Genomic DNA, 12,938 nt, shown 5'->3' on the forward strand with positions numbered 1-12,938 from the left:
CTGGATAGAAATAGTAGCATCTTCACGACTTGTTGTGAATCGCTTTCAAATTGTAATTTAGCACAGCTTCAGTTATAGAAAAGCAAACCAAAGCTTTGTTGTGAATCGCTTTCAAATTGTAATTTAGCACAGCCATTAGGAAGATGAAGAGCGCAGAAGCATTGTTGTGAATCGCTTTCAAATTGTAATTTAGCACAGCTAATTTGGTTAGCCTCGTTCACAAAGGCCTGTTGTGAATCGCTTTCAAATTGTAATTTAGCACAGCCGTATCTAAATCAACAGATTCCTCTTTAGAGTTGTGAATCGCTTTCAAATTGTAATTTAGCACAGCTTTTTTAAAATTAGTTAGAACCCAATACTCGTTGTGAATCGCTTTCTTCCGAGCGATAGCGAACATACGATTCCCGAAACAATAAACAAGAGAGAGTAAATTGTAATTTAGCACAGCTATATTCTATGCTGAAATTAGAAACATCATGTTGTGAATCGCTTTCAAATTGTAATTTAGCACAGCTATGCATACTCGGTTTACGATGGGCTAATGGTTGTGAATCGCTTTCAAATTGTAATTTAGCACAGCCTCTTCTAAGGTTTTCAAATTCATCACTACGTTGTGAATCGCTTTCAAATTGTAATTTAGCACAGCATCTCCTCTTCAGCATTACTCATTTTACCTGTTGTGAATCGCTTTCAAATTGTAATTTAGCACAGCTGCTTCTTTTGTTGGGTTTATCCCAACTGTGTTGTGAATCGCTTTCAAATTGTAATTTAGCACAGCAAACGAAACGATTCCTTCTGGTACAGATTTGTTGTGAATCGCTTTCAAATTGTAATTTAGCACAGCATGATGTGGAATATGCAAGACCTCACAATGGTTGTGAATCGCTTTCAAATTGTAATTTAGCACAGCCGTACTCTTCATTTCTATAACATTGCTTCGTTGTGAATCGCTTTCAAATTGTAATTTAGCACAGCTTTCATTCTTCGCAAAAGGTGAAGTGCATAGTTGTGAATCGCTTTCAAATTGTAATTTAGCACAGCTGAGCGTAGCGAAGCTTTAGGCGAAGCCGTGTTGTGAATCGCTTTCAAATTGTAATTTAGCACAGCTTACCAATTAGACAGTAAAACTGGAGTGAGTTGTGAATCGCTTTCAAATTGTAATTTAGCACAGCAGCCCAACTTAAAGCTCAACAGCAATTACTGTTGTGAATCGCTTTCAAATTGTAATTTAGCACAGCTCTATTCTCAATTATTCTCCCCCCATTTGGTTGTGAATCGCTTTCAAATTGTAATTTAGCACAGCGTTCGAAAATAAGCGAAATGCGTGAAGCTAGTTGTGAATCGCTTTCAAATTGTAATTTAGCACAGCTTTTTATTGATTTCTACCATGGGTTCTATAGTTGTGAATCGCTTTCAAATTGTAATTTAGCACAGCCTATGGAAATTGTAAAAGCTCGTGAGGCGAGTTGTGAATCGCTTTCAAATTGTAATTTAGCGCAGCAACGCTTACTTTAGCATCAGCAGCAGCTTTGTTGTGAATCGCTTTCAAATTGTAATTTAGCACAGCTAGGCGCTGATGCTACAGTAAACAAAACAGTTGTGAATCGCTTTCAAATTGTAATTTAGCACAGCATATACCAATAGTTGTAACAGTTAATGCAGTTGTGAATCGCTTTCAAATTGTAATTTAGCACAGCAAAAGCAAAAATGATTGTGATGGGAACGCAGTTGTGAATCGCTTTCAAATTGTAATTTAGCACAGCTCAAGAGTCTGAAGTACCAGAAAGAGATTAGTTGTGAATCGCTTTCAAATTGTAATTTAGCACAGCGTGATTAGAGTAATGGATTTGGCAGCATATGTTGTGAATCGCTTTCAAATTGTAATTTAGCACAGCACTTTTTGGATTGACTTATTCTGTGGAGCGGTTGTGAATCGCTTTCAAATTGTAATTTAGCACAGCTTGTTGCTTTTCGCTCAACCCTCCCGTAGTGTTGTGAATCGCTTTCAAATTGTAATTTAGCACAGCGCGTTTTTGGAGAAACTTAAGGCGAGCACAGTTGTGAATCGCTTTCAAATTGTAATTTAGCACAGCAAACTGCTGATCGATAAAACTCACCTTCGCGTTGTGAATCGCTTTCAAATTGTAATTTAGCACAGCGGTGCGCGCTTTCCTGCTTGGCTTCCTGCTGTTGTGAATCGCTTTCAAATTGTAATTTAGCACAGCTCCTTGGGTTGACGTAAATAATACACCTCAGTTGTGAATCGCTTTCAAATTGTAATTTAGCACAGCACCGAAAATGGTGGAATGACTTTCGAGCCTGTTGTGAATCGCTTTCAAATTGTAATTTAGCACAGCCGGTCTAACGTAGGATAACCATTTTCTGAGGTTGTGAATCGCTTTCAAATTGTAATTTAGCACAGCTATCCAACTTGCAATCGTAGGCAACAACGTGTTGTGAATCGCTTTCAAATTGTAATTTAGCACAGCATCAGAATCCGAAATAGTGTACCAAGGCATGTTGTGAATCGCTTTCAAATTGTAATTTAGCACAGCGAACTTTAACGAGATTAGAACCGAAGTAAAGTTGTGAATCGCTTTCAAATTGTAATTTAGCACAGCCTTTTCCAAATTGCTATTAAATGGAAATCTGTTGTGAATCGCTTTCAAATTGTAATTTAGCACAGCTAGTAGAAATGTATTGATCATCTACTATTAGTTGTGAATCGCTTTCAAATTGTAATTTAGCACAGCGGTAACACCGTCTTTAACAGCCTCCGCATAGTTGTGAATCGCTTTCAAATTGTAATTTAGCACAGCTGAGGGATATGGATATCTATGCTAAATCTAGTTGTGAATCGCTTTCAAATTGTAATTTAGCACAGCTGTGGGGGTGGGGATTAAATCGTAAAACATGTTGTGAATCGCTTTCAAATTGTAATTTAGCACAGCGGGGTTAAGCAAACTTACCCATACGCTCGTGTTGTGAATCGCTTTCAAATTGTAATTTAGCACAGCGGAGTATCTTGAGCCACACGACCAAATAAGTTGTGAATCGCTTTCAAATTGTAATTTAGCACAGCGAAGAATGCAGAGAAGTGCGATGAGATGCAGTTGTGAATCGCTTTCAAATTGTAATTTAGCACAGCTAGATGCAGATGTCTACCTAATAGGGATTGTTGTGAATCGCTTTCAAATTGTAATTTAGCACAGCATAAAAATAAATTATTATGGGGGGACTTTAGTTGTGAATCGCTTTCAAATTGTAATTTAGCACAGCAAAAAGGATATGACATTTACAGAAATTTTAGTTGTGAATCGCTTTCAAATTGTAATTTAGCACAGCTTCTATATTGTCAGTTGATGCAGATTCAGCGTTGTGAATCGCTTTCAAATTGTAATTTAGCACAGCTTTCAGCAAGTAGAGCAGCTTTAAAGGATTGTTGTGAATCGCTTTCAAATTGTAATTTAGCACAGCGCCGTAATCATCTACAAATGGAATGAGTGGTTGTGAATCGCTTTCAAATTGTAATTTAGCACAGCCACCACCAGAGCCAAGCGAAAAGGACACAAGTTGTGAATCGCTTTCAAATTGTAATTTAGCACAGCGGTGGTGTAGCCTTCGTCTCCACTTGCTGTGTTGTGAATCGCTTTCAAATTGTAATTTAGCACAGCTTGTTGTAAATCGACCGCCTTTTTTAACGAGTTGTGAATCGCTTTCAAATTGTAATTTAACACAGCACTCAAAAATATATCACTTTGGCGTTTCCGGTTGTGAATCGCTTTCAAATTGTAATTTAGCACAGCTAAAGAATTTGATTTAAACTTAGTTTGGGTGTTGTGAATCGCTTTCAAATTGTAATTTAGCACAGCGGTCTGAATCTAGTTGGATAGACGACTTGAGTTGTGAATCGCTTTCAAATTGTAATTTAGCACAGCCACCACCTCCGATTTAGGGAAAAGAACTTTGTTGTGAATCGCTTTCAAATTGTAATTTAGCACAGCTTATCTTCAGCAAAAAAAACACTACCGTCGTTGTGAATCGCTTTCAAATTGTAATTTAGCACAGCTTTGGTAGAGCTGGCAAAACAGCCATTTAGGTTGTGAATCGCTTTCAAATTGTAATTTAGCACAGCACCAACGGAAGTGTGGGTTTAGCGAGATTGTTGTGAATCGCTTTCAAATTGTAATTTAGCACAGCTTCAAAGAAACAGCAACTGGAAAAATATTAGTTGTGAATCGCTTTCAAATTGTAATTTAGCACAGCTTTTACGTGCTGAATATCAGTTCCTACTTTGTTGTGAATCGCTTTCAAATTGTAATTTAGCACAGCAAGGCAACAGAAACATATCAGTAAACGAAGTTGTGAATCGCTTTCAAATTGTAATTTAGCACAGCGTATCCCAACTGTACTTCCACTCAAACATTGTTGTGAATCGCTTTCAAATTGTAATTTAGCACAGCAACACTCAATTAGTTGACGGTTGCCACATAGTTGTGAATCGCTTTCAAATTGTAATTTAGCACAGCTAATGCAACGGTATTAGCACCAATAGCAATGTTGTGAATCGCTTTCAAATTGTAATTTAGCACAGCCGAAAAGACTGAGAAAGCAATCGCAGATCAGTTGTGAATCGCTTTCAAATTGTAATTTAGCACAGCGAATCTATCGGGCAACATTGACCCAACAATGTTGTGAATCGCTTTCAAATTGTAATTTAGCACAGCAGAATTACTAGAGCAAAGAGATGAGTTATTGTTGTGAATCGCTTTCAAATTGTAATTTAGCACAGCACATTCAAGGACTTATTCGATAAGGAGTACGTTGTGAATCGCTTTCAAATTGTAATTTAGCACAGCAGAATGCGCCGATATGTGCTACGGTAGAATGTTGTGAATCGCTTTCAAATTGTAATTTAGCACAGCTCCTTAGTTATCTTCAACCCATAAGGCAAGGTTGTGAATCGCTTTCAAATTGTAATTTAGCACAGCGCCCATTAACAAATCTGTGCCAATGGATATGTTGTGAATCGCTTTCAAATTGTAATTTAGCACAGCAGCATGGCTGTATGGTTGAAGTGGTCGCAAGTTGTGAATCGCTTTCAAATTGTAATTTAGCACAGCCGGAATAATAAAGGCTTGTACAACTTGCAAGTTGTGAATCGCTTTCAAATTGTAATTTAGCACAGCGTTGGGAATGAATTGAGCTACATCAGCAATGTTGTGAATCGCTTTCAAATTGTAATTTAGCACAGCATAAAGTTTTGTTTGTTAGTGGTTTAATAAGTTGTGAATCGCTTTCAAATTGTAATTTAGCACAGCATCTGAAAAAGTAGCAGATCAATTAAAACAGTTGTGAATCGCTTTCAAATTGTAATTTAGCACAGCCACCATTGGACAACGTTTAATATACGAGAGGTTGTGAATCGCTTTCAAATTGTAATTTAGCACAGCATCCCCGATGATGTTTTCTCTAGCATCCCAGTTGTGAATCGCTTTCAAATTGTAATTTAGCACAGCAACCCCTGCAATAAGGGGTTGTTTTGATGCTATTTAAGGCTCTATTTTTGACTTCAGAATTATAAAACTATCTCAATTTTTCGACCTTCCACTCAAAAAAGTTCTAATTGTTGATGTGTTTCTGGTAATGCTTCTTTTTGTTGGGATAAATAAACTTCCATCATTCCGAATTGCTTATCGGTAAGGTGCAAAATACAGACGTGGCCTTTGGGTGGCAAGTTTTTCTTCGTTCGTTTAATGTGTACTTGTGCGTTTTCCATGCTCGGACAGTGCCGCATAAAGATACTCCATTGAAAACGCGTAAAACCATCCTCTTCCAGCTGCTTCACAAATTTTCGATAATTGCGTGTATCGGTTTTGGTTTGTGTTGGAAGGTCAAAAAAAACAATTACCCACATGATGCGATATTGATTAAAACGACTGCTCAAATTTCCCATACCGGAAGTTTCAGTTTCTTCCGCTCTTTCAAATAGCATGCCGCTAATGAAGCAGTAGTTTGCTGAACGGCCAACATCAATGGTTTTCTTTTTTGATTAATAATAACATCTAAAGTAGGGATAGTCAATAAAATACTTTTAATGTCCCAAGTAAGTTCTACTTCGCCTTCCTCATCTTCTAAAATTTTAAGCACTAATTGGTCTACATAAGGACGGTAAGGCTCCATGATATCATCCGCTAAACAATAGGCATTGTATTTATTGTGATGATGGATACCCAGTGAAGGATGCAAGCCCGACCCTACTAATGAGCGAGCTACAACAGCTCGCAAAATGGCATACCCATAATTTAAGAGAGAATTGGGAGCTGCTTCAAACCGTCCTCTTGTAAAACCTTCTATATAATCCACAAATACGGTTTTCCAATAATGAGCTGCGGCTCTTCCCTCATAATTATCGGGATCTCCGTTTTTTACTTGACTCGCCCAGTAGTTCATGTTCTCAATAGAAGCACCAGTTAGTTTTAGAACAGCTGCTTGATTGTATATTTTTTGCTGTATCACTGTTTTCCATATTCGGTCTTTGAGTGCAGCGCTTGCTTCAATTTGCGCTGCTAATTGAGCTTGTTGGGTATGGTGCCCATCTAAATTCAACATCAATCCCTGTGGTAGATGTCGTTCATTGCAAGTAATCAGCGCTACATTGTAGTCTAATAATTTACTGATTAATGGTTGGGTAATCGTAATCTGAGGATGGTCTAAAAAAACGATTCCTAAATCTTCTATTGGTACAGTCTTAGCTTCTTCCACCTTGGGATAATTGACCACCAGTTGTTGCTTATTCATGGATAAATAGGCCGGGTTACCAAAATATACCGTTCGTTTAATCATACTTTAACATTTTTATCTCCAACTTTTAGCAATTCGGCTTAGCAAAAGGAGACCTAACAGGTTTTGGAAGCCTGCTAGGTCTATATCAAATTTAATTCATCAGGTGTATATCCATTTTATATCTTGCGGAATCACTCCCCTACTTTTACAATTTCACCTAAATGACTAATCTTCAACTTCTGTAATCTATTAAGTAACTTATTAGATCTAATATTAATCCATGTTATCTCTTTAATATTTCTGGTTATTGTTGACTCTAAGTGATGTCTAAAGTGAATGTCAAATTCTCCACTTGACTTCTTACTCATCTTCTGAACTCTAAAAAGTCTTTTACTAATAACGTCTCTATTTTTTTCATCAAAAAAGTCAAGCTCATTCTCTTCCTGCGGGTTATTAGAATGTTTTAGATCAAAGACAAACAAATCGTTAATCTGCATAGAGAATTGAAACTTACCTAAATCAGTATCATCTTCTTTAAGAATAATTGGATATGGCTTCCCTGTCTCTGAAACATTTAACAACCCTATTTGAACAGCTTCACTAAACGAAATAACCTTATCTGAGTACTTTCCATTTTCATCTTTATAAATTAACGCGTGGTGGTTTCCGCCAGTTTTTGCTACTCCATCTCTCACATTAATAGTCTTACTTTCATCATAAACAGAAAAGTGTTTGATAACTATTCCCTTTTTTTGATTGAAGTAAATCGGATTTTCTTCTATATTCTTAAATGCTGCCTTAATTCCGCCATATTCATCTACTCTTTTATTTAAAATCTTCTTTACTTCTTCATCTATCACTTTATCTAATTGAGCTTTGGTAACATTATCAGAAATTGCAACACGCTTTGAATTAGTATTCTCAAATATTTGAACCTCAGACAAAGGCTTACCCTTAAAAACTAATGGACTTTTCTTTAGATTTTTAGAATCAAATGCCTTTGTAGTATCGTCACTATATTTTTTTAAATGTTGTTTTAAAAATACCTTAATATCGGGATCAATTATATCTTCTAAATTGTAAAACTTTTTATTTAGAATAACTTTCTTTTTTGAGATACGTCTGCGTTTACCCATAATAGTATCCTCATGCAAACTGGCTCTAGGAACCCAAGTTACTTGAGGTTCTGCATTTTTAATTTTATTTACATTCTTTGTTAAAACTTTTGAATTACTCTTTTTAAATGAAATAAAAATTTCGTCTAAATGCTTCTTCACTTTTGGTCTTAAATTCTCAATTGGCTCTTTGAACTCGTATGCTCCTTGAGCAAAAAATTCTTTTAAATCATACTTATTTTCATTAATTCTTTCCATTTCAGCTATTTCATCCATACTAAGCGTTTCCCTGGAGTACTGAAATATCTTATTGAGATTATTGAGTTTAAAAATTATTTTTTGATCTGTTAAAGCACAAATTAATGCATCAACCGCATGATGTCGATGATCATCACGTTTAGTCCAATCTTTAATTTTTTCAATTGTTTTAACGTTTCCTTTTGAATCCTTTATTTCTTTTGTTTCGATCATACCAAGCTCTCTATATAAAGGCTTCCCTAATTCTTCTAAAACATTTTTTAATCCCCACTCACTTCTCAATAAATCTGTTATTTGCCCGGTAGTAGTATAGGTATTTTCACAAACAGTTCTCAATAACTTGACTGTTTCTTTAGCTATATACTGAGAATCCTTTTTCATCCTTTCAACGAAGTCAGTAGGAATCGCTTCTCCAGAACACATTAACTTTTCGAACTTTGCTTTACTGATTTGTCCCTTGCCGTCATTAAATAGTTTGTTTACCTTTTCAGTATAGGATTTTAATGCCTGCTCTCCTTTAGATTCCATAAAATCGTATGCAGTCATCTGGTTTTTACTTGCATTACACTTTTTATGAGCAAGGATAAAATTGTTCATTGCGTTACTAAAAGATCTTGATTTAGGTAATATATGTTCTATCTCTGCATTACCACTCAAAAAATCTGTTTTCGTTATAGGATTGTCACAATACAGGCAACTACAATTCGTTTCCTTCCAAAGATTATAGCGTTTTACATCTCTTCCATTCACAATCTTTAGTCCGTATTCTTCGTAAAGCCGTTGTCGAACTTTATCGTTATCCTTCTTGTTTGAAGAATTTAGTCTCGAAATTCTACTTCGAGCTTTCGCACTATTTCTAAGCTCCCTAGCCAATTCCACCCTAACCTCATCAATTCGGCCATACTTTTCAATAATTAAATTAACTGCATTGACCACTTGGTTTAATACTTGCTCAACAACTGGGTTTCTAAGTGAGTTAGGAGAAATAGCATCTAACTTCTCCTTAAGCTCAATTTTTGTTTTATAACCACTATGATCATAACCTACCTCATCACATGCTGAACTATAATTTAATCCATTTTGCATATGAGGTAGTAACTTTCTTATGGCTCTAGTTGATAGCTTACCGTAATCAGATTTGTAGTGAACATTATCAGCTATAAATAAAGCTTGTTCTTCTGTAAATGGAAATCTTCGAGTTAAAGTTCTTACGATTTCTTCAACTGTTGATAACGAATAGGTAATGTGCCATAATTCAAAAAGTCCTCCTTTCTCATCACTAATAGTTGGGTCAAACTTTAGATAGTTATCAATTTTTTGAACTCCGGCTCCTATTAGAGCTTTTCTTATTCTATTGGCAGTTCTACTACCTTCTAATTCTTCAAAATTAAAATAAACTTTATCATTACTCTTACACCCTAAAATAGACTTAATGGTTTTTAATGGTAGATTTCCTTGCTTTGTTAGGTTTATTCCATTTATTAAATTATTTATTAACTCATCCTTTTGCTCCTTAGTTGGGTAAAACTGTTCTCCTTTATCATTTTTCCAACTTAAATCATTTACTCTTTGATATGCTCTAAACATCTCAAAAAATGGAGAACTTTTGGCAACTCCCTTATGGTGCTTTTCAAATTCACAATCAGAAACTAGCGCCTTTTGACTTTTTAAAGGTCTTTGGTAAAATATTGTGTTATTTCGAATTTCATCATATAATGTACCTTTTATTTCATCAATTTGAGAATTCCCTGTTAATACATTAGGATAGTACTCATTCTGTTTATCCCATATTCTATCAAACTCTTCTAAGTAACTATTTCTCAAATAAGTTCTTTCTCGAAGTAATACATTTTGAATATTAATAGATGAAGCTAACTCTTCATATAACGCCTGTCCAATAGTCTTCTCACCTAAATCATTTTCGAGGGCCTCTATTTTCTGTTTGTATTCGGTAAGGTTTTCTTCTGAAGAATTTGCTTTTCTATTACTCAGAAATCCCCGTCTTTGGTTTAATAAAATTAATATTCTACCCAACTCTTCTAATGAAACCTTTTCACTAACAGCTCGTGCTCTTAATTCATATAAAGAAAGTGCATCTAATTGAAAAAGGCTTTCTTTAGGAAACATATTCTCTTTTTTAAGGGTCCTATAAAGTCTATCTCTTCGTATTTTAAACCGTTGATTACTTCTTCGAATTCCTCTTTTAGTCGTTCTAGCTAGATTTTTACTAGCAGTATTGCCCGAATAAAACTTTCCATGAAAATCTGGGTCTTCAGGTACTATCCTAACTGCCATCTTCTCAATTGACTTTTTTCCATCTTCATTTTCAACAACTAGTGCTAATCCAACTGAAGAAACACCTATATCCAGTCCTAAAATTTTCTTTTTTGTCATTTGTATAATTTTTTTGTTATTTTTACTTCACAATTTGAAAGCGATTCACAATAAGGATTATTCCGTTGTGAAAACATTTAAGGCGGGGCAACTCGCCTTTTTTTTATTGCGCTAAATCGTGTGTCATTTCGTTCATTTTATTCAGTGGCCTAGCCAATCTTATGTCAAGCTGTAGTTTTCTACTATTCAGTTATTAAGAAAATCAATAATACTATATAATTTTGATAAACACAAGGTTAGCAAACAATAAAATTCGAAGAAAAAATCCTCCGATTTACAGCGCTTATTTTTCCTGAAGCTAGTATTCCGCTAGCATCTCCTCTCCCCTTTCAAAATCTTTTTAATCAATGCCATACATTGAGTTAATTTTCTATCTTTGGTCGCTTTACCACTTTTAGGATAAACCTTTGAAAAAATTCTTCTTCCTTTTTGTTTCTATCATTCAGCTACATGGATGGGCTCAAGAAAAAAGCGACGCTGATCTACTTCCTTTTTTAGATATAGAGTCCCTTTTAGACAGTAAGAACACTTCCAACATGAGTGTTACTGAAATTATTGAACATACCGAAAAAAGCATCAAAGCCAATCATACCATCTCCATTCCAGCACAGGGTACGGAGCTAGAAAAGGTAATCTTCACCATAAGAAGACTCCAACACAATGACAGCCAACTGGTGGCAATCAAATTCGTAAAGACTTTATTGGATTTTGAATGTTACAGAAGCGAAGCAGAAAAATTATATTTAAAATATCTTTTAGCTTCAAGCCTAAAAAGCATAGGAGCACCGCTAGTTGCTAACAAATATGTAAATGAGGTATTTCCCAAGCTACTTTCTTTTATTGATAGCGAATTAATAAAAGGGCACCTCATCGGCTACTACGCAGGATTCATGATTAAACAAGATAGCCTTGAACGAGCGAGCGAACTATATACCGACAACCTATTGCGATATGAAAAGTTGGGTAATCATGAAAGAATCTATCAAGCTCGTAATAATCTAGGATATGTCTCCTACTTGCAGAAAAACTACCCTAAGGCCAAGCAATTGTATAAAAACAATCAGGTTTCGAGTTTTAAGGACGAGAACATCACACTTTATGCATTTGCTTTTGGAAACTACGGAACTATTCTGCGAGACGAGCACTTATATGATTCTGCCATTTACTATTTTAATAAAGAAGTCAGCATACTTAACGAACACCATATTCAAACAGGATTAGTCAATATTTTCTTGAGTATTGCAGAAGCGTTTGAACTAAAAAACGAATTGGATTCTGCCAAAAAGTATTACAACCGAGGGATAGAGAAGGCGAAAGAGATGGGGAAAACTGCCGCTGTAGTGGATGGACTGGAAGGATTGCTTAGAATTTATACAACCAAGTCCAATGATGACAATCTAAAGCATACGATAGAGCAATACCACCTTTTTAATGATAGCCTTCGAAATGAAGTCAGTATGAATGCTGTTCAAGATGAAATACAAGTTAGCCGATTTCTAGAAATTCTAGCTGAAACAGAACGATCTCGGAAGAAAAACCAAAAATTAGAATCTCAAAACAGGGAATTACTGTTATCCATCTCATTGCTCGTTCTTTTATTGGCACTACTTATCGTAATTATTACCTTAAGAAACAGGAACCGAAAAAAGATAGAAGCTAAAAACTTATTGTTAGAGAGTAATAACAAAGAGCTTGAGCAATCTTACCTCCTAATATCTGAAACCAACTCTAAAAATGAGTTATTATTAAAAGAATTGCATCATCGAGTAAAAAACAACCTTCAAATAGTCAGCAGTTTATTCAGCTTACAACTCAATGCTAAAAACTTAGATTCAAATGCCGAAGAAGTTTTTCAAGATGCACAAAACAGGATACATTCCATTTCATTGGTGCATAAAAAATTGTATCAATCCAACAACTTTGAACGACTAGATTTTAAAGAATACCTACACGCCATTGGAGAAGATATCATTAGCAGTCATATTAAAAAAGTATCCATAGAGTTGAATGTAGAATGTCCTCCCATACCTGTCGATACTGCAATTCCTTTAGGTTTAATTTTTAATGAATTATTTACCAATTCGCTAAAACACGCCACAGGAACCAACAACTTGGTGGTTTCTATAGCATACATTTCTGAAAATAACCACGGCACTTTTATCTACAAAGACAATGGAATAGGCATTCAAAACATTGAAATGATGAAGGAGAAAGAAGAATCTATCGGAGTTACCCTCATTCATTTATTGGCAGAGCAAATTGATGTAACTGTAGAATATCAAGAATCAACCACCAAAAACAACGGTTTTTGGATTAGCCTAACTGGCAATTTCACCGATTGAGATCAACTGACCTAAAGCCAACAATGGGCAGGTAACCGGAAGA

General features: G+C 35.4%; 4 protein-coding genes and 2 CRISPR repeat arrays. Of the genes, 1 reads left to right on the top strand and 3 read right to left on the bottom strand.

Features of this window, described 5'->3' with window-relative positions:
* Positions 1-31: 31 nt before the first annotated feature.
* Positions 32-332: a CRISPR direct-repeat array (repeat unit 36 nt; unit sequence GTTGTGAATCGCTTTCAAATTGTAATTTAGCACAGC).
* A gap of 146 nt (positions 333-478) precedes the next feature.
* Positions 479-5,519: a CRISPR direct-repeat array (repeat unit 36 nt; unit sequence GTTGTGAATCGCTTTCAAATTGTAATTTAGCACAGC).
* 92 nt (positions 5,520-5,611) lie between these two features.
* The 3 genes from cas2 to cas9 all read right to left on the bottom strand — a co-directional run bounded on the left by cas2 (position 5,612) and on the right by cas9 (position 10,553).
* Positions 5,612-5,956, bottom strand: a complete 345-nt coding sequence (cas2, locus tag GQN54_RS11945; RefSeq protein ID WP_160633787.1) for a CRISPR-associated endonuclease Cas2 — start codon at positions 5,954-5,956, stop codon at positions 5,612-5,614.
* A complete protein-coding gene (gene cas1 / locus GQN54_RS11950; RefSeq protein WP_160633788.1) occupies positions 5,944-6,846 on the bottom strand; it encodes a type II CRISPR-associated endonuclease Cas1 in 903 nt (300 codons plus the stop codon). Before cas1 ends, cas2 begins: the two co-directional genes overlap by 13 nt.
* A 131-nt stretch (positions 6,847-6,977) precedes the next feature.
* Positions 6,978-10,553, bottom strand: coding sequence for a type II CRISPR RNA-guided endonuclease Cas9 (cas9, locus tag GQN54_RS11955; protein ID WP_160633789.1), 3,576 nt, complete (start codon positions 10,551-10,553; stop codon positions 6,978-6,980).
* A 407-nt stretch (positions 10,554-10,960) separates the two neighbouring features.
* Between cas9 and GQN54_RS11960 the strand changes: the two genes are divergently transcribed.
* Positions 10,961-12,895, top strand: a complete 1,935-nt coding sequence (locus tag GQN54_RS11960; protein ID WP_160633790.1) for a sensor histidine kinase — start codon at positions 10,961-10,963, stop codon at positions 12,893-12,895.
* Positions 12,896-12,938 lie beyond the last annotated feature (43 nt).

Source organism: Acidiluteibacter ferrifornacis (assembly GCF_009909615.1).
Taxonomy (GTDB): domain Bacteria; phylum Bacteroidota; class Bacteroidia; order Flavobacteriales_E; family Vicingaceae; genus Acidiluteibacter; species Acidiluteibacter ferrifornacis.

What these genes read in the sequence shown, in the direction of transcription:
- cas2 (WP_160633787.1), bottom strand. Translation starts at nt 5,956, where the DNA reads ATGGGAAATTTGAGCAGTCGTTTTAATCAATATCGCATCATGTGGGTA.
- cas1 (WP_160633788.1), bottom strand. Translation starts at nt 6,846, where the DNA reads ATGATTAAACGAACGGTATATTTTGGTAACCCGGCCTATTTATCCATG.
- cas9 (WP_160633789.1), bottom strand. Translation starts at nt 10,553, where the DNA reads ATGACAAAAAAGAAAATTTTAGGACTGGATATAGGTGTTTCTTCAGTT.